The 23,605-nt window shown below is 44.7% G+C and carries 19 protein-coding genes and 1 tRNA gene; 18 read left to right on the top strand and 2 right to left on the bottom strand.

Translation table 11 applies throughout. The annotated features are described in order from the left end of the window. Positions 1-101 precede the first annotated feature (101 nt). Positions 102-1,472, top strand: a complete 1,371-nt coding sequence (locus OCV61_RS02540; protein ID WP_158420516.1) for an MATE family efflux transporter — start codon at positions 102-104, stop codon at positions 1,470-1,472. On the opposite strand, the gene OCV61_RS02535 is transcribed toward OCV61_RS02540, so the two are convergent. Then, positions 1,460-3,307, bottom strand: a complete 1,848-nt coding sequence (locus OCV61_RS02535; protein WP_158420514.1) for a glycoside hydrolase family 2 protein — start codon at positions 3,305-3,307, stop codon at positions 1,460-1,462. The two genes, OCV61_RS02540 and OCV61_RS02535, sit on opposite strands and share 13 nt — an antisense overlap. Positions 3,308-3,481: 174 nt before the next feature. Here OCV61_RS02535 and OCV61_RS02530 point away from each other — a divergent pair, with 174 nt between their 5' ends. Genes OCV61_RS02530 through selB form a run of 3 tightly spaced genes read left to right on the top strand, consistent with a single transcriptional unit; the run spans position 3,482 to position 8,176 of the window. Further along, positions 3,482-5,296 (top strand): ABC-F family ATP-binding cassette domain-containing protein, encoded by a 1,815-nt coding sequence (locus tag OCV61_RS02530; RefSeq protein ID WP_158420512.1) that lies wholly within the window; start codon positions 3,482-3,484, stop codon positions 5,294-5,296. Next, the gene (selA, locus tag OCV61_RS02525) at positions 5,289-6,653 is read left to right on the top strand and encodes an L-seryl-tRNA(Sec) selenium transferase (protein WP_262582620.1); all 1,365 of its coding nucleotides are present in this window, start codon (positions 5,289-5,291) and stop codon (positions 6,651-6,653) included. The genes OCV61_RS02530 and selA overlap by 8 nt, the downstream gene beginning before the upstream one ends. 41 nt (positions 6,654-6,694) lie before the next feature. Further along, entirely contained in the window at positions 6,695-8,176 is a 1,482-nt protein-coding gene (gene selB, locus OCV61_RS02520) for a selenocysteine-specific translation elongation factor (RefSeq protein WP_158420509.1), read from the top strand. 53 nt (positions 8,177-8,229) lie between these two features. Here selB and OCV61_RS02515 read toward each other — a convergent pair. Next, positions 8,230-8,324, bottom strand: a tRNA-Sec gene (locus tag OCV61_RS02515). 60 nt (positions 8,325-8,384) lie between these two features. Here OCV61_RS02515 and moaA point away from each other — a divergent pair. The 14 genes from moaA to queA all read left to right on the top strand — a co-directional run bounded on the left by moaA (position 8,385) and on the right by queA (position 23,562). Beyond that, a complete protein-coding gene (moaA, locus tag OCV61_RS02510) occupies positions 8,385-9,374 on the top strand; it encodes a GTP 3',8-cyclase MoaA (RefSeq protein WP_158420507.1) in 990 nt (329 codons plus the stop codon). Positions 9,375-9,534: 160 nt separating this feature from the next. Continuing rightward, positions 9,535-10,563 carry a phosphate acyltransferase PlsX gene (gene plsX / locus OCV61_RS02505; protein WP_158420505.1) on the top strand — a complete coding sequence of 343 codons (1,029 nt, stop codon included), beginning with the start codon at positions 9,535-9,537 and terminating at the stop codon, positions 10,561-10,563. Between the two features lie 294 nt (positions 10,564-10,857). Further along, positions 10,858-11,541, top strand: a complete 684-nt coding sequence (rnc, locus tag OCV61_RS02500; RefSeq protein WP_158420501.1) for a ribonuclease III — start codon at positions 10,858-10,860, stop codon at positions 11,539-11,541. Positions 11,542-11,558: 17 nt separating this feature from the next. After that, a complete protein-coding gene (gene smc / locus OCV61_RS02495) occupies positions 11,559-15,119 on the top strand; it encodes a chromosome segregation protein SMC (protein ID WP_158420499.1) in 3,561 nt (1,186 codons plus the stop codon). 14 nt (positions 15,120-15,133) lie between these two features. After that, positions 15,134-16,096 carry a signal recognition particle-docking protein FtsY gene (ftsY, locus tag OCV61_RS02490; protein WP_158420497.1) on the top strand — a complete coding sequence of 321 codons (963 nt, stop codon included), beginning with the start codon at positions 15,134-15,136 and terminating at the stop codon, positions 16,094-16,096. 27 nt (positions 16,097-16,123) lie between these two features. Continuing rightward, the gene (locus OCV61_RS02485) at positions 16,124-17,314 is read left to right on the top strand and encodes a right-handed parallel beta-helix repeat-containing protein (RefSeq protein WP_158420495.1); all 1,191 of its coding nucleotides are present in this window, start codon (positions 16,124-16,126) and stop codon (positions 17,312-17,314) included. Positions 17,315-17,487: 173 nt separating this feature from the next. Then, positions 17,488-18,699: a threonine ammonia-lyase gene (ilvA, locus tag OCV61_RS02480; protein WP_158420493.1), complete on the top strand. Its 1,212-nt coding sequence runs from the start codon at positions 17,488-17,490 to the stop codon at positions 18,697-18,699. Between the two features lie 80 nt (positions 18,700-18,779). After that, entirely contained in the window at positions 18,780-19,103 is a 324-nt protein-coding gene (gene ylxM, locus OCV61_RS02475) for a YlxM family DNA-binding protein (RefSeq protein WP_158420491.1), read from the top strand. A 3-nt stretch (positions 19,104-19,106) separates the two neighbouring features. Then, positions 19,107-20,456: a signal recognition particle protein gene (gene ffh / locus OCV61_RS02470; protein WP_158420489.1), complete on the top strand. Its 1,350-nt coding sequence runs from the start codon at positions 19,107-19,109 to the stop codon at positions 20,454-20,456. A gap of 63 nt (positions 20,457-20,519) precedes the next feature. Continuing rightward, entirely contained in the window at positions 20,520-20,765 is a 246-nt protein-coding gene (gene rpsP, locus OCV61_RS02465) for a 30S ribosomal protein S16 (protein ID WP_158420487.1), read from the top strand. A 60-nt stretch (positions 20,766-20,825) separates the two neighbouring features. Beyond that, entirely contained in the window at positions 20,826-21,056 is a 231-nt protein-coding gene (locus OCV61_RS02460) for a KH domain-containing protein (RefSeq protein ID WP_158420486.1), read from the top strand. A gap of 167 nt (positions 21,057-21,223) precedes the next feature. Further along, the gene (gene rimM / locus OCV61_RS02455) at positions 21,224-21,727 is read left to right on the top strand and encodes a ribosome maturation factor RimM (protein ID WP_158420485.1); all 504 of its coding nucleotides are present in this window, start codon (positions 21,224-21,226) and stop codon (positions 21,725-21,727) included. After that, positions 21,728-22,531: a tRNA (guanosine(37)-N1)-methyltransferase TrmD gene (gene trmD / locus OCV61_RS02450; protein WP_158420484.1), complete on the top strand. Its 804-nt coding sequence runs from the start codon at positions 21,728-21,730 to the stop codon at positions 22,529-22,531. Continuing rightward, positions 22,528-23,562 carry a tRNA preQ1(34) S-adenosylmethionine ribosyltransferase-isomerase QueA gene (queA, locus tag OCV61_RS02445; protein ID WP_158420483.1) on the top strand — a complete coding sequence of 345 codons (1,035 nt, stop codon included), beginning with the start codon at positions 22,528-22,530 and terminating at the stop codon, positions 23,560-23,562. The genes trmD and queA overlap by 4 nt, the downstream gene beginning before the upstream one ends. Positions 23,563-23,605 lie beyond the last annotated feature (43 nt).

Below are 23,605 nucleotides of genomic sequence, written 5' to 3'. Positions count from 1 at the left end.
TGATTCAAGGGGCTGTGGCATTAACAGCGGACATGGATAAGAAGTATTCGTGGCTGGTGTTAATGTTGCAGCCCCTTGTTTTGGGGTAAAAGGGGGTAAATATGAAAAAAGAGGCAAAAACCGCAGTGAATCAGATCACAGAAGGAGTGATCTGGAAACAGCTGCTTTTATTTTTCTTTCCAATTGTTTTCGGTACATTTTTTCAGCAGATCTATAATACGGCAGATACCATTGTGGTGGGCCGCTTTGTAGGAAAACAGGCACTGGCTGCAGTAGGCGGTTCCACCACTGTGATCGTGAACCTGGCAGTCGGTCTGTTTGTAGGCCTGTCTTCTGGTGCGTCTGTGATCCTTGCACAGTTTTACGGGGCTAAGGATGATGACAGCCTGGAGAAAACTCTTCACACAGCATTCGCATTTTCTATCATTGGAAGCATTGTGCTGGGAGTGATTGGCTATGCCGGCTCCAGATGGATGCTGCAGATCATGGATACACCGGCAGATGTGCTGGAAGATTCTGTATTATATCTGCATATTTATTTTATAGGCATGCTTTTTAACCTTCTATATAATATGGGAGCAGGGATTCTCCGTGCAGTAGGAGATTCCAAACGTCCTTTGTATGTACTGATCATTACATGTACTGTAAATATTATCCTGGATCTTCTTCTTGTGATCGGATTTGGTCTGGGTGTTCTTGGTGTGGCTGCTGCAACAGTGATCTCTCAGGCGATCAGTGCGGTTATTGTGATAGTAATGCTGCTGAAAACGAAAGAAAGCTACCGGTTGATTCCATCCAGGATTCGCTTTCACAGCCGTTATCTGAAAGCAATTCTCAGGATCGGAATACCGGCAGCTCTTGAATCTACCATGTATAATGTGTCAAATTTGATCATCCAGGTATATGTTAATAAGCTGGGTACAGATACTGTGGCTGCCTGGGGAACCTTAAGCAAGATCGACGCCTTTTTCTGGATGGTGCTGAATGCTTTCGGCATATCCATAACAACATTTGTGGGACAAAATTACGGGGCCGGAAAATTTACAAGAATGAAAAAGAGTGTGCGTATCTGCATGATCATGGCCTTGTTCTCCTCAGTAGCCATCAGCGGTACGATCATTCTTTTTGGAAAAGAACTTTTCGGACTGTTTACTTCTGATCAGAAGGTGCTTCAGATCGGAGTACATATGATCTTCCGTATGCTTCCTGCCTATTCCATATTTGTAGTGATCAGCATCCTGTCCGGTGCACTTAGGGGGGCTGGAAAGGTGCTGATCCCTATGGTACTCACCTGTGGAGGTGTATGTACGCTCAGACTCCTTTGGTTGTTTACTATGGTACCCAGATATCCTGGAATCGACACCATTATGCTCAGCTATCCTATTTCCTGGAGTATTACTGCTGCATTGTTTGTTATCTATTATTTAAAAAGATTTCCCAAAAGTTATCCTGAAGCTGGTCAGAATGCCTGATCCTGGATTTGGCTTTTTAACCGGTGGTTCAGGCTCTTTATGGTATGGGGAACAGGTTTTATCATTTCACGGTCATAGGTAAGGATACCATTTACTTCTTCTTCCACATCTGATAATTGGGTGTAGACAGATGCGGAAATGCCTTTGGGAACAGCAGGAAGAAGAGTGTTAAGGAAAAGTGCTTTTATCCCATTGGTAAGGGCCTTTTGACTGTTGAATTTTTTATAGCCATAGATTTTATTATAGGCACTGTGTCCGGAAATCCTGAAGGAATAACCGCCGAACTCAGACAGAGCCATTACCCGGCTTTCTTTTCTGGGAAGAGGCAGGCCAAAGAAATAGTAATGGATGCTTTTTATATCTTCACAGTTCTGGTCAAACCAGCCGCTGGCAGGATCTACCAGTCTGGAAGAATCCAGCTTCCGGATCATATCACTGATTTTCTTCGTGGAAAATTGTCCCCAGCCTTCATTAAAGGAAACCCAGCATACAATGGAAGGATGGTTGTAAAGTGCCTGGATGGTCTGTCTGGTTTCCTGGATAAACTCCTGTCTGCCTTCATAGCTTTTTCTGGAAAAAAGAAAACGGCAGTGATCTTTTACAGGAATGCGAAGATAATTCATAAGAGTTGCCAGGTATGTAACAAACCAGGATTGATAAGTGTTGCCGCCATTTACCATATCCTGCCATACCAGCATGCCCATACGGTCACAATGGAAATACCAGCGATCGGCTTCGATTTTTCCGTGCTTGCGGAGCATGTTAAAGCCCAGCTCCTTCATAGTCTGGATATCGTAGATCAAGGCCTGGTCAGAGGGAGCTGTGTAAAGCCCGTCCGGCCAGTATCCCTGGTCCAGCACTCCAGTCTGGAAAACGGGATGATCATTCAGACAGAAACGGGGAATGCCTTTTTTATCTAGCTGAATATCCAGCTTGCGCATGGCAAAATAAGTATAGATCTGATCCTGACCAAAGCTGATCCGTACCGGATAAAGAAGGGGAGAATCAGAAGTCCAGGGGATCGGATCCTTTACAGGGATGCAGGCTGTTTTGCCAGGAACAATAGAGCCTTCAAAGAGAAGCTCCTGACATGCTTTTTCAGTGACCCCCTGCTCTGTAAGAAGACAGGGAGCATAAATCTGGCACAGGGCTTCCTGCCTGCAGTCAGAACTGCTGACCTGTACTTTAAGGGAAAGGCTTTGATGATCCAGATTGGGAGTCAGTTTCAGGCTTTTAATGTGGTCTGCAGCAACTTTTTCCAGCCATACAGTCTGCCAGATCCCGCTTTGGGCAGTGTAGAACATGCCGCCTGGAGTTAGTTTTTGTTTTCCACGGCTGTGATAGGATGTGTCACTGAAATCCCGCACTGATACAAGAAGATGAAGCCTTTGGGAACGTGCAGCGACCTTTGTGATATCCAGGGTGAAGGGCAGATATCCGCCTTTATGATATCCGGCATGATGACCGTTTACGTAGACCGTACAAATCTGATCCACTGCGCCAAAATGCAAAAGCAGACAGTCTGTGGTTTCATTTATGGTATCCCAGGGAAGAAGAACTGTCAGGGAATACCACAGGGTTTCATCAGGCTTTAGCTGGCGCATCACGCCGGAAAGAGGTGCCTCCGGTGAAAAGGGAACTCGGATCTGACCCTGAAATGGAAAGGAATCCGGGTCTTCAAAGTCAGCAGGTGTGATTCGTTTGTCTGTTATGATATAATCCCAGATGCCGTTCAGGCAGACCCATTCGTTTCGTACCATCATAGGCCTTGGGTATTCCTGCAGTGTTTTACCAAGTGCGGCCTGGTTCGTCCAGCGGGTTGTAAGTATGTTCATAATCTAATACCTCCTGTATTTCCAGTATATATGCAAGGGCAGGGGGATTTCAATGTTTTTCTATATCAGCTGGGAGATTGCTGGTTAGTTAAAGAAGTGGAAATAATGAGCAGTTTGTGATAGGATGGAATATGGGTCAAAAGCCCCAGGCTATGATAACAAGGAGTTTTTAGGATGAATATATTAAATATAGAACATATCAGCAAGGTTTATGGCGAAAAGGTGATTTTTGATGATATATCCTGCGGTATACAGGAAGGTGAGAAGATTGGGATCATCGGTATCAACGGTACAGGGAAAAGCACTCTTCTAAGGATCCTGGCAGGATTGGAAGAAGGCGATGAAGGACAGGTGATCATGCAAAATGGTGTCCGCATGGCATACCTTCCGCAGAATCCTCAGTTTCCTGCAGACAGTACCGTTCTTGATTATGTGGCAGATGGAAGATGGCATAAAGAGTGGGGCACGGAAAGTGAGGCCGGAAATGTGCTGAATAAGTTAGGGCTTACAAATCATCAGGCTAAGATTTCCCATCTGTCCGGAGGCCAGAAAAAGCGGGCTGCACTTGCCAGGATACTGGTGAATCCGTCTGATATTCTGATTCTGGACGAGCCTACCAACCATCTGGACGGAGAAATGGTTTCATGGCTGGAGGATTATCTGATCCGGTTTAAAGGGGTGCTGATCATGGTCACTCATGACCGTTATTTTCTTGACCGGGTATCAAACAGAATCCTGGAGATCAGTCACGGGAGCTTGTATTCTTATGAGGCAAACTATTCCAGATTCCTGGAACTGAAAGCCCAAAGAGAGGAAATGGAGCTTGCCAGCGACCGGAAACGCCGCAGTGTGCTTAGAATGGAACTGGAATGGGCAAAGCGGGGATGCAGAGCCAGGAGCACCAAACAAAGAGCACGTCTGGAACGTTTGGAAGCCCTGAAAAATGGAACCACACCTTTGGCAGAGCAGACGGTAGAAATGGATTCCGTAGAAACACGAATGGGGAAAAAAACCATACTTCTTCATCATCTTACAAAGAAATATCAGGATAAGGTGCTGGTAAATGATTTTGATTATATTGTACTGAGAGGGCAGAGACTGGGGATCATTGGTCCAAACGGCTGCGGAAAATCCACATTGATCCGTATGATCGCAGGTGTGGTACAGCCGGACCAGGGAGAAGTAGAGGTAGGTGAAACGATCCGGATCGGATATTTTGCCCAGGAAGTACCGGATATGGACAACAACCAGCGTGTGATCGATTATATCCGTGATGTGGCAGAGTATATTCCTACCAGAGATGGAAAGATCACAGCCTCTATGATGCTGGAACGCTTCCTTTTTGACTCCGCCATGCAGTATACTCCCATCCAGAAACTGTCCGGTGGTGAGAAAAGGCGTTTATATCTGCTGAAAGTCCTTATGGAAGCACCAAATGTGCTGCTTTTGGATGAGCCGGGAAATGACCTGGACATCCCTACATTAACTATATTAGAGGATTATCTGTCTTCTTTTAACGGGATTGTGATCACAGTGTCCCATGACCGATATTTTCTGGACAATGTAGTGGATCGGATTTTTGCATTTGAGGGGGATGGCCATCTGGTACAATACGAAGGCGGATATACAGACTATGTAAAGGCAAAGCAGGAAAAAGCAGTGCATGCTTCTTTGGCATCTTTGGAGAAATCTGCAGAAGATAAAAAGAAGGCTGCAAAGGAATGGAAAAAGAACCGGCCGGAGAAGCTGAAATTTTCTTTTAAAGAACAAAAGGAATTTGAGACGATTGATGATGTGATCAGCAGCCTGGAAGAGAAGATTGAAAATCTGGATCAGGAGATTCTTAAAAATGCCACCAATTCCTTAAAACTTCAGGAACTGATGAAAGAAAAAGGAGATGCAGAAGCGCTTCTGGAGGAAAAAATGGACAGATGGGTTTACTTAAATGATCTGGCCCAGCGAATTGAAGAGGAAAAAGAAAATGGATGATCCAAAAAGGATGCGGCAGATCCCTAAAATGGATCAGCTGATGGCTCAGGAAACAGGCAGGCAGCTTGTCCGGGCTTACGGATATCAGGAAACCCTGCAGGCTGCAAGGATTGCTGCAGACCAGATACGGCAGGATCCTGGAAAAGACCCGGGAGATATTTTTAAAGAGATCCGTGCCATACTAAAGAAGCAGAAGCGCAGGCATCTGACCCATGTGATCAATGGCACAGGGGTGATCCTACACACCAATCTGGGACGTGCACCTTTTGGAGAGGAGACAGCAGAGCATGTGGCACGGCTGATGACCGGGTATACCAATCTGGAACTGGATCTGGAAACAGGAAAAAGGGGAAGCAGGCTGGCTTCCTTTCAGCAGGATCTGGAGAGTCTTACAGGCGCTGAGGCAGTAGCAGTGGTCAATAATAATGCAGCTGCAGTGCTTCTTATGCTTACTGTATTGGCTTTTGAACGTCAAGTTTGTGTTTCAAGAGGGGAACTGGTGGAAATCGGAGGGAAATTCAGGATTCCTGAGGTTATGGAGCAAAGCGGAGGAATCCTTGTTGAGGTAGGCACTACAAACCGAACTTACCTTGAAGATTATACCGGCGCAGTTACAGAGAACACGGCTGCATTCCTGAAGGTGCATACCAGTAATTACCAGATCACAGGTTTTACTTGTACACCTTCAGTAAAAGAGCTGGCAGAGGAAGCACATAAGCGTCAGCTGTATCTGCTGGTGGATCTGGGCAGCGGAGATCTGGGCTATATTCCCGGAACGGACCCAAAAGAGACAGTCAGGTCAGTTCTGGCTCAGGGGGCAGACCTGGTTTCCTTCAGTGGGGACAAGCTGCTGGGCGGGCCGCAGGCAGGGATACTTGCAGGAAAAAGAGAACTGATCCACAGGATAAAAAAGCATCCTCTGATGCGTGCGCTCAGGATTGATAAATTCACGGCAGCTGTGCTGGATGAAACAGTAAGGCTGTACAAGGAATCTGAAAAACAAAAGATCCCGGTATTGGAAATGACCAGCCGGAGCCTGGAACAGATGGAACAGATGGCAGATGCTTTATTAAAAAGCCTGGAACATGAAGTAGGAGATCATGTGCAGCTTCAGATGATCGACACTCTAGGAACAACAGGTGGAGGCAGTATGCCGGGAAAGGATCTGCCAGGAAAAGGCCTGTCTATCCGTTCATCCAGGTATTCTGTGATGGAGATAGAAGAAAGGCTGCGCCACAGTGAGCCTCCGGTAATCGGGAAAATTGAGAAAGACCAGGTGGTTCTGGATATGCGGACCATATTTCCGGGAGAAATGAAGGAATTGACACAGATAATCAAAAAAGTTCTTGATATTTAAGAAAGCCGGAGAAATGTTCTTCCTCACAAGGAGGTGAGTGGATGCAGTACGTTACCATTGGGACAGCAGGACATGTGGATCATGGGAAAACCTGTTTGGTAAAAGCGTTGACTGGGGTGGATACAGACCGGCTTCTGGAAGAAAAGCAAAGAGGCCTGACGGTTGATCTTGGATTTGCCCCTGTGGATCTGGGACAAGAGATCCTTGGCGGGATTATCGATGTACCGGGGCATGAGCACTTTATCAAGAATATGCTGGCTGGTGTGTGGGGAATGGAGATCATCTTATTTGTGGTGGCAGCTGATGAGGGGATCATGCCTCAGACAGTAGAGCATTTGCAGATCCTGTCACTTCTGGGGATCAAAAAAGGATTGATCGCCCTTACCAGATGTGATCTGGCTGATGCAACGCAAAAGCAGAAGGTGAGACAGGATATAGAAACCCTTGTAAAAGGGACTTTCCTTGAACAGGCACCCATCATAGAAACCAGCATACTTACTGGTGAAGGGATCAAGACCATACGAAAGGAGCTGTCACAGCTTGCCAAAATGCTGCCGCCAAAAGACCTTTCTCTGCCTTATTTTCTGCCTATTGACCGTGCTTTTACAGTGCCAGGGTTTGGAACTGTAATTACAGGTACCTTGGTTCAGGGAAGGATCTGTGCAGGTGCAAAAGGAATCCTGTATCCAAAAGGTAAAGAAGTTAAGATCCGCAGGCTGGAGATCTTTGGAAAACAGGCTGAATGGGTACAGGCTGGCACCAGGGTGGCAGTGAATCTGCCGGGAATAGAAAAAAAGCAGATTTCCAGAGGCATGGTACTGGCACAGCCTGGCAGTCAAAAGCCTGCAGGGAGAATAAATATACAGTTTCAGACCGTAAAAAGCTTAAAAGAACCTGTAAAAAATAACAGTCGTATACAGGTATGCTGGGGCTGTGGTACATTTCAGGGCAGGATACTTCTGGAAGGTAAGGAACAGATTTTTCCAGGAGAAGAATGCCAGGCACAGCTTCGTTTGGAAAAAGAACTTTATATAAAGCCTGGAGATCATCTGATCCTTCGGAAATACTCTCCTTCAGAAACCATTGGAGGCGGTGTAGTAATACAGCTTTGCGATAAGGTTAGACGGGAAAAGGTATGCCAAAAGCCAGAGGAATCCGGTGAAACCATGAAAAAGATCTGCATTTTGTATCAGCAGGCGGGTTTCTTTCCACCTAAAACCTGTGAGGTCAAAAAACAGCTTGGGAAAGAACCAGGATTTTCCGGGGCTTTTTTCAAAATGATACAGCAGGGAGATTTATGCAGGTTTGGAGAGGGAGATTATATGGCAAAAGCCTATTATAAGAAAGGAAAAGAATGTGCTGCTTTTCTTTTTAGGCAACATGGTGAGATCCCTACAGGAATGTTCAGGGACATACTTGGTATTTCAAGAAAGTGTGCCATTACTCTTTTGGAAAGCTACGACAAAGAGCATTTTACCAGCTGGAATGGAAAGAAAAGAATCCTGGCACGCAGCATTGGATAACTGAAAAGCTGTAAATTGGATAACTGAAAAGCTGTAAAATAGATATGATTTACTGGCGGGAACATGTGGGAATCGAACCCACCCGGGACAATCCATGCCCCACACTGGTTTTGAAGACCAGGAGACACACCAGCACCTTTCTGCTCCCGGAAAAATTATACTAAAAATCATCAGGTGTTTCAAGGAAAAAAAGAAAGGAGGAAGCCGTATGCAGGACAGTTATGGCAGAACCATTGACTATATCAGGATTTCTGTAACAGATCAGTGCAATCTTCGGTGTATTTATTGTATGCCAGAAGGCTGTATACAAAAAGTGCCCAAACAAATACTTACAGATGATCAGATCCTTATGCTGTGCAGGTGTTTTGCACAGCTTGGAGTGTCCAGAGTCAAGATCACAGGCGGTGAACCTCTTTTGCGGCCTCAGGTTCCCGCACTTATAAAAGAAATAAGGCAGATTCCTGGGATACGCAGCGTTACTCTTACAACGAACGGGATTTTATTGAAAAAGTATCTTCCCCAGTTGGTAAAGGCAGGGCTTACAGGAGTCAATATCAGTATTGATTCCCTGAATTCTGTACATTATCAACAGATCAGCGGCAGGGACAGGCTCCTTCCTGTTATGGACAGTCTGAAAGCAGCCTTATCTTATCCGGAGCTTGTAACAAAGCTGAACTGTGTGCCTGTTTATGGAAAAAATCATCAGGATCTGGCAGATCTGGCTTTACTTGCCAAAGATCAGGACCTGCATGTACGGTTTATTGAAATGATGCCTATCGGATATGGGAAGGATTTTACCTGCTGCACAGAGGATCAGATTCTGATGCTTCTGGAAAAGAAGCTTCATACTCAGCTGATTCCTTATGAAGGCAGTCTGGGAAATGGTCCTGCCCATTATTATCAGGCACAGGGATTTAAAGGAAAAATCGGCTTCATCAGTGCAGTAAGCCATAAATTTTGCAGTCAGTGCAACCGGATCCGGCTGACCAGTGACGGATATCTGAAAACCTGTCTTCAGTATCAGGCAGGCTGTGATCTTATGCCTTACCTGCAAAAAGGGGCATCAGAAGAAACGCTGAAACAGATGATCCTTAAGGCAGTAAAAGAAAAACCTATGTGCCATCATTTCCTGGAAGAACAAAAGGACGAAAGGAAAGAAAAGGAAGAACTAAGGGCTATGTGTGAGATTGGCGGATAACAGAATGCCGCCGGAGCATATAGAGGAATGCTATTGACTTTTGCGCCTTGTTTTTAGTATAGTAAGATACGGAGTAACTGTAAGCGTATGTTAGGACAGTTGGCCACAGGGAATACTAAATCCAGAAAGCAGTTTCGCTTTTTTCAGGAGGTAATTATAAATGTCAGAATTGGTAAAAGTAGTTGTAGATGCAATGGGAGGCGATTATGCACCTCAGGAGCCTGTAAAGGCAGCCGTAGAAGCGGTTACGGAAAGAAAAGATATCCAGGTGATCCTGACAGGTCCTGAGGATGAAGTGCATGCCCAGCTTGCGAAATATCCTGATTATCCTAAGGACAGGATCCAGGTGGTACCAGCCACAGAGGTGATCCAGACAGCTGAACCGCCGGTTATGGCCATCCAGAAGAAAAAGGATTCTTCACTTGTAGTAGGACTTAAGATGGTAAAGCGCCAGGAGGCAGATGCATTTGTATCTTGTGGAAGTACAGGTGCCATTCTTGTTGGAGGTCAGGTACTTGTAGGCAGACTTAAAGGAGTAGAGCGGCCGCCTTTGGCACCTCTGATTCCTACAGAGAAGGGAGTTTCCCTTCTGATCGACTGCGGTGCTACAGTTGATGCCAGATCTTCCCATCTGGTACAGTTTGCCAAAATGGGATCTATTTACATGGAGAATGTAGTGGGGATCAAGAATCCCAAAGTAGCCATCGTGAATATTGGTGCAGAGGAAGAAAAGGGAAATGCACTTGTAAAAGAGACATTTCCCCTTTTGAAGGCATGCCCTGGTATTAATTTTATCGGAAGCATTGAAGCAAGGGATATTCCTTCCGGATATGCAGATGTAGTGGTATGCGAAGCCTTTGTAGGCAATGTGATCCTGAAGCTTTATGAAGGGCTTGCAGGCACACTGATGAAGAAGATCAAAGGCGGCCTGATGTCCAGTTTCCGCAGCAAGCTGGGGGCACTTCTGATCAAGCCTGCACTTAAGAAGACCCTGAAATCCTTTGATGTGACAGAGCATGGCGGAGCACCACTTCTTGGTCTTAAAGGGCTTGTGGTAAAATGTCATGGAAGTGCCAGATCCATAGAGATCAAAAACGGGATTTTCCAGTGTGTTCAGTTTAAACAGCAGCGGATCAATGAAAAGATCGGGGAACATATTCTGGAGATGGCTGACACATCTAAAGAGTAAGGATAACAGCTGGGAGATGACTCCCACCTCTATAGGTGGTGAGCAACAAGCTGGTATCAGTGGTGGGAGTCAATCCCCCAGCTGTTATAGCCTCCGGCAGGATTGCAGAGGTGCGCAGGAGAAGTATGTCATGCAATTGCATGACGCGCACCTCGCAGCAAGAATGCCGAGGCATTCTTGAGAAGGGATTGCCGGTTTTGGGGACAGCCTGGAACGGCAGCCCTTTCTTGTGTGTAGCAGGAAATTACTCAGTAATGTTTGCAATAGGATGATTTGTTATAATAAGGAGATAATATGGAGACGAATTTAACGGAATTGGAGAGCAGGATCGGGTACAGCTTTAAAGATAAAACCCTTCTTGTGAAAGCCTTGACCCATAGCTCTTATGCAAATGAAAAAAAGCTTGGAAAAGGAGGCTGTAATGAACGGCTGGAATTCTTAGGAGATGCAGTGCTGGAACTGATCAGCAGTCATTTTCTTTTTGAAAAATATCCAAAGCTTCCGGAAGGAGAATTAACAAAGAAACGTGCAAGCCTGGTATGTGAGCCAAGCCTTGCATTTTGTGCAAGGGATTTTGAGTTGCCTAAGTATCTGCTCCTTGGCAGAGGAGAGGAACTTACAGGAGGACGGAACAGGGATTCTATTGTCTCAGATGCAACAGAGGCTCTTCTTGGGGCTATTTATCTGGACGGTGGTTTTGCTAATGCAAAGGAGTTTGTATTGGATTTTATACTGAATGACCTGGAGCATAAGCAGCTCTTTTATGATAGCAAGACCATCCTGCAGGAAATTGTCCAGGAGAATCTGAGTCATGGAGTAGAATACCGCCTTGTGGGAGAATCAGGACCGGATCACAACAAAAGCTTTACAGTGGAAGTGCTGGTGAATGACCAGGTAATGGGACAGGGCACCGGACACACCAAGAAAGCTGCAGAGCAGGCAGCTGCTTATGAGGCAATCCGAAAACTGAGAAAATAAAGGGCCATAGGTAAAATATGTACTTAAAAAATATTGAAGTGCAGGGATTTAAATCATTTGCACAGAAAATCAATTTTGAATTTCACAATGGCATTACTGGTATTGTAGGGCCTAACGGCAGCGGAAAAAGCAATGTTGGTGATGCGGTACGCTGGGTTCTTGGAGAACAGAGTGCCAAGCAGCTTCGAGGCGGCAATATGCAAGATGTTATTTTCTCAGGAACAGAGACAAGAAAGCCATTAAGCTTTGCCTCCGTTGCCATTACGCTGGATAACAGTGACCATAAGCTGCCAGTGGAGTTTAATGAGGTAACAGTTACAAGGCGTTTGTACCGCTCCGGTGAAAGTGAATATCTGATCAACGGCAGTGCATGCAGGTTGAAAGATATTAATGAGATGTTTTATGATACCGGTATCGGAAAGGAAGGCTATTCCATTATCGGACAGGGACAGATCGACAAGATCTTAAGCGGAAAGCCAGAGGATCGAAGAGAACTGTTTGATGAGGCAGCAGGAATCGTCAAGTATAAACGCAGGAAAAATACCACCATCAAAAAGCTGGAGGATGAACAACAGAATCTGGTTCGTGTAACCGATATCTTAAGCGAGCTTACCAAGCAGCTTGGACCTTTGGAACGTCAGTCTGAAACGGCAAGGATCTATTTAGCGAAAAGGGACAGCTTAAGGGAACTGGATGTAAATATGTTCCTTTTGGAAAGCCGGCAGACAGAAAAGGATCTGTTGGTGTTAAGAGAGAAGAATGAAACGGCATCTGTACAGCTTGAAGATACCAACAGAGAATACCAGCATACAAAGGTAGAGTATGACCGTCTGGAGCAGGAACTGGAAGAACTGAACCGGCAGATGGATGAGCTGAGGGAAAAGACCCAGCAAAATGCGTTGCAAAAGCAGCAGTTGGAAGGCCAGATCAATGTTTTAAACGAGCAGATCCAGGCAGGCTTGCAAAGTGATACACATTTTAAGAACCGTCTGGAAATTGTGGAAGAGGATCTGAAGCAGAGACAGCAGGCCAGATCTGAAGTAGAAGAAGAGAAGGGATCTCTTCATACCATTGTAAAAGAAGCTCAGAAACGGCTGACAGACCAGGAAGACAGACTGCATACGGTGCAGGAACAGATCTCCCAGTGTGAAAGTGCAGTGGAAGACGGCAAGAACGAGATCATAGAGATCTTGAATTCCAGAGCTACCACAAAAGGAAAGGCGCAGAGATTTGATACTTTGATGGAGCAGGTGGGGATTCGTAAGGCAGAAGTAAATCAACACATTCTTCACCTGAAAAGTGAGGAAGCCCAGCAGAAGACCATTCGGGCAAAAGCCCAGTCAGAGTATGACCAGATCACAGAAGAGATCCATCAGATCGATCAGAAGTCCAGACAGATGGACCAGCAGGTACATAGTCTTAGTGAAGATCTGAAAAAACAGACCACACAGCTGGAGATCAGTCAGACCGCCTACCACAGGGAAGCATCCAGGCTGGAATCCTTGCGAAATATTACAGAACGCTATGACGGATATGGCAACAGTATCCGCAGGGTCATGGAGCAGAAAGACCGGGTATCCGGCATCCGTGGTGTGGTAGCAGATCTGATCCAGGTTAACAAAGAGTATGAGATCGCCATTGAGACAGCCCTTGGAGGAAGTATCCAGAATATTGTTACTGACAATGAGCAGACTGCAAAAAGGATGATCGAATACCTGAAGAAGAACCGTTTCGGTCGTGCCACATTTCTCCCTTTGAACAGCATTAATACAAGAGGTGAGTTCAGTCAGAAAGATGCATTAAAGGAGGCGGGTGTGATAGGCCTGGCTTCTGATCTGGTTACCACAGAGAAAGAATATACAGGGCTTACCAGGTACCTTCTTGGCAGAGTCCTGGTAGTGGATCAGATTGACCATGCAATTGCCATTGCAAAAAAGTATCACCACAGCCTGCGTATGGTAACCATTGAGGGAGAATCCTTAAGTCCGGGCGGGTCCATGACAGGTGGTGCGTTTAAGAATAACAGCAATCTTCTGGGAAGGCGCAGGGAGATCGAGGAACTGGAAGGAAAGGTGGCTGCCCAAAAGGAAGAGGTAAGCCGTCTGGCTGCTTCTATGGAAGAGAACAGGCATAACCGCAATCAGCTCCGTGAGCAGATTTCACAGCTGCAGGAACAGCTGCGCAGCAAATACGTAGCACAGAATACTGCAAAAATGAATCTGGTACAGCTAAATGATAAAGAGCAGGAGATCCGTGATGGATATGAAAGAATCCGTCTGGATCAGGAGCAGATCCGCAGACAGATAAGTGAGATCAAGCAGGATCATGACAAAATCGATGAAGAATTAAAAGCTTCCAGACAAGATGAGAAAGAACTGGAAACCTATATCGAGACAAGGCAGAAGGAACTGGAAGAATGGAAAAATGAAGAAAGTTCAGTACAAAGAAAGCTGGAAGATCTTCGTCTGGAAGCATCTACCACCCAGCAGAAAGAAAGCTTTGCAACTGAGAATCTTTCCCGTCTTATTTCTGAGATCCAAGGACTTGTGCAGGAAAAACAGACTATTTTGGAAACCCTGAAGCAGGGAAATCAGGAGATGGAAAATAAGCGCAGATCTGTGGAAGAGCTGAAAGAAGCAGTGTCCGGATTTGGCGGCCAGGAAGAGGCAGACAGACAGCAGCTGGAGAATTGGCAGAAAGAAAAGGATCTGAAAAACACCAGCCATAAAGCCTTTTTTGAAAAAAGGGATCATTTGTCCGGCCAGATTTCCTTGCTAGATAAAGAATGCTTCCGCCTGAAAAGCCAGATGGAAAAGCTGGAGGAAAGCCGGGAGGCTCAGATTTCCTATATGTGGGAGGAGTATGAGATCACACCTAATAATGCTCTTCAATATCGAAAGGAAGAATATACAGACCTGAAGGAAATGAAGAAGCAGATCACACAGTTAAAGGATGAGATCAGAAAGCTTGGTTCTGTAAACGTAAATGCTATTGAGGATTATAAAAATCTTCAGGAACGTCATGCATTCCTTTCCGGCCAGTATGAGGATCTGAAAAAAGCAGAGGCTCAGCTTGAAAATATTATCCGGGAATTGGATGAAGGCATGCGTCAGCAGTTTTCCGAAAAATTCAGAGATATCCAGAGAGAGTTTGACAAAGCCTTCAAGGAATTGTTTGGGGGAGGCAAGGGTACTCTGGAATTGGAAGAAGATGTGGATATCCTGGAAGCTGGCATTAAGATTATTTCCCAGCCACCAGGCAAGAAGCTGCAGAATATGATGCAGCTGTCCGGTGGTGAGAAGGCATTGACTGCAATTGCCCTTTTATTTGCAATCCAGAACCTGAAGCCTTCACCGTTCTGTCTTCTTGATGAGATCGAGGCAGCCCTGGATGATTCCAATGTAGGAAGGTTTGCCGGGTATTTGCAGAAGTTGACGAAGAACACACAGTTTATTATAATAACACATAGAAGGGGAACCATGAATGCAGCAGACAGACTGTACGGTATCACCATGCAGGAAAAAGGAGTATCCACTCTTGTGTCTGTTGACCTTGTGGAGAACCAGCTAACGCAGTAAGGAGGGAATGGGATATGGCAGAGGAGAAAAAAGGCTTTTTTAAAAGGCTTGTAAGTGGTCTTACCAAGACCCGTGACAACATTGTGAAAGGGTTTGACTCCCTTTTCAGCGGATATTCCAGTATTGATGATGATTTTTACGAGGAGCTGGAGGAGATCCTGATCATGGGAGATATTGGGATCAATGCCACTACAGCTATTCTTGAAAATCTGAAAACTCAGGTAGAAGAGAAGCATATCAAGGATCCTATGGAGTGCAAGGAACTTCTCATCGACAGTATTAAAGAACAGATGTATGTGGACAGCACAGACTATGAATTTGAGAATCGTAAGTCAGTGATCCTGGTGATCGGTGTAAATGGTGTGGGCAAGACTACATCTGTAGGTAAGCTGGCAGGTAAATTAAAGGATCAGGGGAAGAGAGTGATCCTTGCAGCAGCAGATACCTTCCGTGCAGCAGCGGGAGAACAGCTGACCCAGTGGGCCAATCGTGCAGGTGTGGATATTATCGGTGGCCAGTCAGGAGCAGATCCTGCTTCAGTAGTATATGATGCAGTGGCTGCAGCAAAAGCAAGAAATGCTGACGTGCTGATCTGTGACACAGCAGGACGTCTTCACAATAAGAAGAATCTGATGGAAGAGCTTCGGAAGATTTACCGGATTCTTGAGAAAGAATATCCGGAAGCATATTTGGAGACTCTGGTTGTATTGGATGGCACCACAGGACAGAATGCTCTTGTACAGGCCAGACAGTTTGCTGAAGTTGCCAATGTAAACGGGATCATCCTTACCAAGCTTGACGGTACAGCCAAAGGTGGTATTGCAGTGGCAATCCAGTCTGAACTGGATATTCCGGTCAAATATATCGGTGTAGGTGAGAGTATTGATGATCTGCAGAAATTTGATGCCAACGAATTTGTGAATGCATTGTTCAATGTTGATGAAAGAGCCCGAAGCAACGGAGAAGATAATGAATAAACACGGGATCGTGTAAGGAGGTAGAATATGAAAAAAACATGGAGAAATATCTGTTTTCTGCTGCTTGCAGTACTGATTTTGGCTGGATATCCTCAGATAACACATGCGGCAGTATCTGAAGCTTATGGAGATTATACCGTTTATAATGTGACTGAATACGGGGCAGACCCTACAGGAGCACAGGCCTGTGATTTTGCTATTTCATCTGCTTTACGTGCAGCAAGAAAAAACAGTGGTAAAAAACTGCTTTATTTTCCAGCAGGATCTTATACAGTCCACGGTACGGTAAAACTTGCATCCAGGATGGTGCTGGCTGCTGATGAGCAGACGGTTGTAACAGGTACAGGCAGCAAGCTGATCAACCTGACCGGGGCTTCAGGTGCAGTGATAGATGGCGGTACCTGGAGAGGAAGGGCGGGTTCTACTGTTATTTCAGGCAACAGCGGATCTGATATCCGTCTTCTTAATATGAATGTGGAATCAGGATTGAATGGTATTAAATTACGTGCAACGACCGCATACCTGGAAAATGTAACCATTTCCAAGAGTACCAGCATTGGTATGGGACTGTCTGGTCAATGTCAGGTTACAGCCAAAGGCTGCAAGATCCTGAATAATGGTTCCGGATATCCAAAGCAAGGGCTGGGACATGGAGTAGGCGTATATGAGAAGTCTGTTTTCAATATTTCAGATTCTCAGCTGAATGGCAACCGTGAATGTGGTATTTCCGTAAAGAATGGTACAGCATTTGTTACAAATTGTAAGCTTTACAATAATGGACGTCATGGTCTTGGTACAGCACTTGTGTGCAATGTTACAATGACTAATTGCGATATTTACAAAAACGGACTGAAAGATAAACATGATGGGGTTATCCTTGTTGGCGGTTCTAAAGGAACATTTACAAATTGTAAATTCCGTGCCAATGCAGCAACAGGGCTTCTTGTAAATGATAGTAACACCCGTGCGGTGATCAAGAAGTGTATTTTTAAGAATAATAAGGCACACAATATTTACAGTGAAAACCTGAAATCCGGTAAAGTAAGCCTGGTGATCGACAGCTGTAGCTTTTACAAATGCAAAACATCTGATTCTGTAAGGATCCATGTAAATAAAAAATCTGCTTACAGTCTTAAGATCAAAGGAAAAAACAAGTATTACAAAGTAAAGCCAAAATATACTTTCTGGATAAAAAACAAACTTACTTATAAAAAATAAGCCTACTTATAAAAACCAAACTTACCTGTAAAAACTAAATTTATTAAAAAAACTAATGTAACTGTTCTTTATGGGCATAGTTACGATTTGCTACAAAATGATGTTGGGGGCAAAAGCCTCCAACGATGATACTAAATTAAAATTCTGCTGACGGCAGACGAGGAGGAAGCACAATGTTGACACTGGACAGTTTTGAACAGGCATCAGAGATCGTGAAACAGGTGACACAGGAGACAAAGCTGATCAAAAGCAGTTATTTTTCAGAAATGACTGGAAATAAGGTTTATTTTAAACCTGAAAATATGCAGCGTACAGGAGCATATAAGGTGCGTGGTGCTTATTATAAGATCAGTACACTGACGGAAGAAGAGAGAAGCAAAGGGCTGATCACTGCTTCTGCAGGAAACCATGCTCAGGGCGTTGCCTATGCAGCACATAAATATGGGGTAAAAGCAGTCATCGTCATGCCAACCACCACACCCCTGATCAAGGTAGAGCGTACCAAAAGCTATGGAGCAAAGGTGATCCTTCATGGGGATGTATATGATGAAGCCTGTGCATTTGCACTGGAACTGGCAGAAAAAGAAGGATATACTTTTATCCATCCCTTTGATGATCCGGCAGTAGCTACAGGTCAGGGAACCATTGCTATGGAGATCGTACAGGAACTTCCGCTGGTAGATTACATTCTTGTGCCTATTGGAGGCGGCGGACTTGCTACAGGAGTTTCCACACTTGCAAAGCTTCTGAATCCCCATATCAAAGTGATTGGTGTAGAGCCGGCCGGTGCAGCTTGCATGAAAGCATCTCTTGAGAAAGGGGAAGTGGTTACCCTTCCTCATGTAAATACTATTGCAGATGGTACTGCTGTTCAGACGCCCGGTTCCAAAATCTTCCCTTATATCCAGAAGAATCTGGACGGGATCATCACCATTGAGGATGATGAACTGATCGTTGCTTTCCTGGATATGGTTGAAAATCACAAGATGGTTGTAGAAAACTCCGGACTTCTTACGGTAGCAGCCCTTCGTCATCTTGATTTCAAGAACAAGAAAGTGGTTTCTATTTTAAGCGGTGGCAATATGGATGTGATCACTATGTCTTCTGTTGTTCAGCATGGGCTGATCCAGAGAGATCGTATCTTTACTGTATCTGTGCTGATTCCGGATAAACCAGGTGAATTGGTACGTGTAGCAAGCATTATTGCAGAGAATCAGGGAAATGTTATCAAGCTTGAACATAATCAGTTTGTAAGCACCAACCGTAATGCGGCTGTTGAACTGAAGATCACGCTGGAGGCATTTGGCACAGATCATAAGAACCAGATCGTAAAAGCACTGGAAACAGCTGGCTGCAGACCAAAAGTGATCCGCGCCAGCCTTTAACAGGCAGAATTATATATCTGTCAAGAAAAAACACTTGACATCCGGATGCAAATACGGTAAGATACACAAGGTGATTACGAATGGAAAAGTTTGTAGAGCGTACACTTTTGTATGATTTTTATGGTGAACTTCTTACCAGCAGGCAGCAGCAGGTGTATACGAATGTTGTCCTGGAGGATTATTCCTTAAGTGAAGTAGCACAGGATCTGGGAATTTCCAGACAGGGAGTACACGATATGATCCGGAGATGCGACAAGGCACTGGAGGAGTATGAAGAGAAGCTTCATTTAGTTGACAAGTTTCTGAATATACGAAAGCAGGTAAAGCGGATCCATCAGATTGCTGAAGAATCCGGGATTGAAGAGATTGCAGCGATTTCCAATGTGATATTAGAGGAGTTATAATACATGGCATTTGAAAGCTTGACAGAAAAATTACAGAATGTATTCAAAAAGCTGAGAAGTAAAGGCAGGCTGACAGAAGAAGATGTTAAGATCGCTTTGAAAGAAGTTAAGATGGCTCTTCTTGAAGCAGATGTCAATTTCAAGGTGGTCAAGCAGTTTACCAAGTCTGTGCAGGAGCGTGCAGTAGGACAGGATGTAATGAATGGTCTGAATCCGGGACAGATGGTGATCAAGATCGTAAATGACGAGCTTGTAAGCCTGATGGGCAGTGAGACTACAGAGCTTCCTATTAAGCCAGGCAATGATATGACAGTGATCATGATGGCAGGTCTTCAGGGAGCTGGTAAGACCACTACGGCGGCCAAGCTTGCAGGTAAGCTGAAGGCAAAAGGCAAGCGTCCGCTTTTGGTTGCCTGTGATGTATACCGGCCGGCAGCTATTACACAGCTTCAGGTAAATGGTGAGAAGCAGGGCGTAGAAGTTTTTTCCATGGGAGACAAACAGAAGCCTGTAGACATTGCCAAAGCTGCCATCGGTCATGCAAAGGAACATCAGCAGAATGTTGTGATCATTGATACTGCAGGACGTCTTCATATTGATGAGAATATGATGCAGGAGCTTGCAGATATTAAGGAGAATGTTCAAGTAGATGCTACTGTTCTTGTTGTGGATGCCATGACAGGGCAGGATGCAGTAAATGTAGCCAAGACCTTTACTGATAAGGTGGGGATTGACGGTGTGATCCTTACCAAGATGGATGGAGATACCCGAGGTGGTGCAGCCCTTTCCATCAAGGCAGTTACCGGCAAGCCTATCCTTTACGTTGGTATGGGTGAGAAGCTTACAGATCTGGAACAGTTTTATCCGGACAGGATGGCATCCAGGATCTTAGGTATGGGTGATGTGATGAGTCTGATCGAGAAGGTGGAAGCCTCTGTAGACCAGGAGCAGGCACAGGAGATGTCCAAGAAGCTTAAGAAAATGGATTTTGACTTTAATGACTATCTTACCAGCCTGGATCAGATGAATAAGATGGGCGGGATAGGAAGTATCCTGAACATGCTTCCCGGTATGGGCGCCAAGATGAAAGACATTGAAGGGATGATCGATGAAAGTGCGATGAACAGGACCAAGTCCATTATACTTTCCATGACGATTCAGGAACGGAGCAATCCGGGAATCCTGAATGTATCCCGTAAGAATCGTATTGCCAAAGGGGCTGGCGTGGATATTTCCGAAGTCAACCGTCTTGTGAAGCAATTTGAACAGAGCAAGAAGATGATGAAGCAGATGCCCGGTATGATGGGTGGCAAAAAAGGTGGTAAAAGAGGTGGCTTCAAGCTTCCTTTTTAACATAAATTATTTATAATAAATAATCAAAAACAACACATAATCAAAAAATGGAGGAAAACAAAAATGGCAGTTAAGATCAGATTAAGAAGAATGGGACAGAAGAAAGCACCTTTCTATAGAATCATTGTTGCAGATTCCCGCAGCAAACGTGATGGAAGATGTATCGAGGAGATTGGTACCTACGATCCTAACCTTGATCCAAGTGTATTCAAAATTGATGAGGAAGCAGCTAAAAAATGGCTTTCTGTAGGTGCTCAGCCAACAGAAGTTGTTGCTAAGCTTTTCAAAGCAGCCGGAATCGAAAAATAAGAAATACCGGAGAGGGTATTTCTGTGACGTCCCCAAAAGGACGAGACAGGGAGGTATGTGATGAAAGGATTAGTTGAAGTAATTGCAAAATCTCTTGTTGAAAATCCGGATGAAGTAGTCGTTACTGAGACAGAGAAAGATGATGTGATCGTCATCGAATTAAAAGTGGGACCTTCTGATATGGGTAAGGTCATCGGACGTCAGGGCAGGATCGCCAAGGCAATCCGTACTGTAGTAAAAGCGGCTTCTTCCAAAAGCAGCAAAAAAGTGATTGTAGATATTCTGCAATGAAATAGTTTTCAGGGGCTGTTGCAATAGTATGGATGCAACAGCCTTTTTTTGTAATAGGAAATTACTCTGTAATGTTCCTATTAGAAAAAACGCTCCGCAAGGATGCGGTCAGATGCATGAGGAATATTCGTATTTTTATTGATAAGTACACAGACAGGAGCTTGGTGATGGAAGATTTATTAAAAGTAGGTGTGATCACTACCACACATGGTGTGAGAGGAGAAGTAAAGGTATATCCTACAACGGATGCAGAACGCTTTCCTGATCTTGAATATGTTTTTTTGGATACAGGCAGGGAGAAGAAACAGCTTTACATCCAGAATGTAAAGTTTTTCAAGAATCTTGTGATCCTGAAATTTAAAAATATTGATAATATTAATGATATAGAGAAATATAAAGGCAAAGAGTTGTGGATCCCCAGAGAGGAAGCACAGGATCTGGAAGAAGATGAGTATTATATTGCAGATCTGATCGGAATGAAGGTTGTGACAGAGGATGGGACTTCTGTGGGAATTCTGAAGGATGTAATGGAAACAGGTGCTAATGATGTTTATGTGGTTCAGGATGCACAGGGCAAAGAACTTCTTCTCCCTGCCATTCACCAGTGTATTCTGGATGTGGACATTGAAAAAAATATTATGACTGTACATCTGATGAAAGGACTGGTATAAATGAATTTTCATGTACTGACCCTATTTCCGGAGATGATTCGGAACGGGATGAATACCAGCATTACAGGCCGGGCAATTGCAGCCGGTTATTTGTCCATAGAAGCTGTGAACATCCGGGATTTTGCCTATAATAAGCACCAGAAAGTGGATGATTATCCGTACGGCGGCGGCGCAGGAATGCTGATGCAGGCTGAACCGGTTTATCTTGCCTATGAGTCAGTGGTACAGCGTATCGGGAAAAGGCCAAGAGTTGTTTATCTTACTCCCCAAGGCAGGGTGTTTAATCAGGAAATGGCCAGAGAGATGGCAAAAGAAGAGAATCTGGTTTTTTTGTGCGGTCATTATGAAGGTATTGATGAACGTGTTCTTGAGGAGATCGTTACAGACTACGTGTCCATTGGAGATTATGTGCTGACAGGTGGTGAACTGCCTTCTATGGTTATGATGGATTCTATTTCCAGGATGGTGCCCGGGGTATTAAGCAACAAAGAATCTGGTGAGACAGAGTCTTTTGCTGGGAACCTTCTAGAATATCCCCAGTATTCCAGACCGGAAATATGGCATGGAAAAGCCGTACCTCAGGTGCTGATGTCCGGGCATCATGCTAATATTGAGAAATGGCGCAGGGAACAGTCTGTGATTCGTACTGCCAAAAGCCGGCCGGATCTTTTGAAAAAGGCTGATCTTACCAATAAAGAATGGAATTATGTAAGGCAGCTGAAAAAGCAATGGAAGGAAGAAACCCAACAGGCAGCTGCCTATGCGGACATGACCTGTGAACCGGAAAAAGAGGAGGAATTATGAAAACATCAGATTTTTATTATGATCTGCCCCAGGAGCTGATTGCCCAGGATCCTCTGACAGACCGAAGTGCATCCAGATTGATGCATTTGTCCATCAAGGATGGAAGTATTGAACATCGTCATTTTACGGATATCCTGGAATATCTGAACCCTGGAGACTGTCTTGTGATCAATGATACAAAGGTGATCCCGGCCAGATTGTATGGACATAAAGAAGAAACCGGAGCATTGATTGAGATACTTCTTTTAAAAAGAAATGAAAACGATGTGTGGGAATGTCTTGTAAAGCCTGGAAAAAAGGCACGAAAGGGAACCAGGATCAGTTTTGGTGATGGCTTATTAAAGGGTGAGATCGTAGATGTGATCGAAGATGGGAACCGCCTGATCCATTTCGAATATAACGGCATTTTTGAGGAAATCCTGGATCAGTTGGGAGAGATGCCTCTGCCTCCCTATATCACACACAAATTACAGGACAAAAATCGTTATCAGACGGTTTATGCAAAGCATGAGGGATCTGCTGCTGCGCCTACTGCAGGGCTCCACTTTACAAAGGAACTTCTGGAAAAGGTAAAAGAAAAAGGTGTGCAGATCGCCCATGTGACATTGCATGTAGGGCTTGGCACTTTCCGGCCTGTCAAAGTAGATGATGTGGAGCAGCATCATATGCATTCTGAGTATTACGTGGTAGAAGAAGATCAAGCAAAGCTGATCAATGATACTAAGAAAAACGGCGGCCGTGTGATCGCTGTAGGTACTACCAGCTGTCGTACCCTGGAATCAGCCACCGGAGAAGATGGCGTTTTAAAAGCCGGTTCAGGCTGGACAGAGATTTTTATTTACCCAGGCTATCATTTTAAGATGATCGACAGCCTGATCACCAACTTCCATCTTCCAGAATCAACTCTTATGATGCTTGTTTCTGCGCTGGCAGGTAAGGAAAAGATTATGCATGCTTATGAAGAGGCTGTGAAGGAAAGATATAGATTTTTTTCCTTTGGGGATGCCATGTTCATTGACTGCAATCCATAATGAATATTTGTTGTAATTATTCAGCAGATAGTAGCTTTGAAGG

The organism is Blautia ammoniilytica, assembly GCF_025566965.1.
Classification (GTDB): domain Bacteria; phylum Bacillota; class Clostridia; order Lachnospirales; family Lachnospiraceae; genus Blautia_A; species Blautia_A ammoniilytica.
Note: the sequence above shows the minus strand (reverse complement) of the source record. Positions and strands in the feature narration are given on the sequence as shown.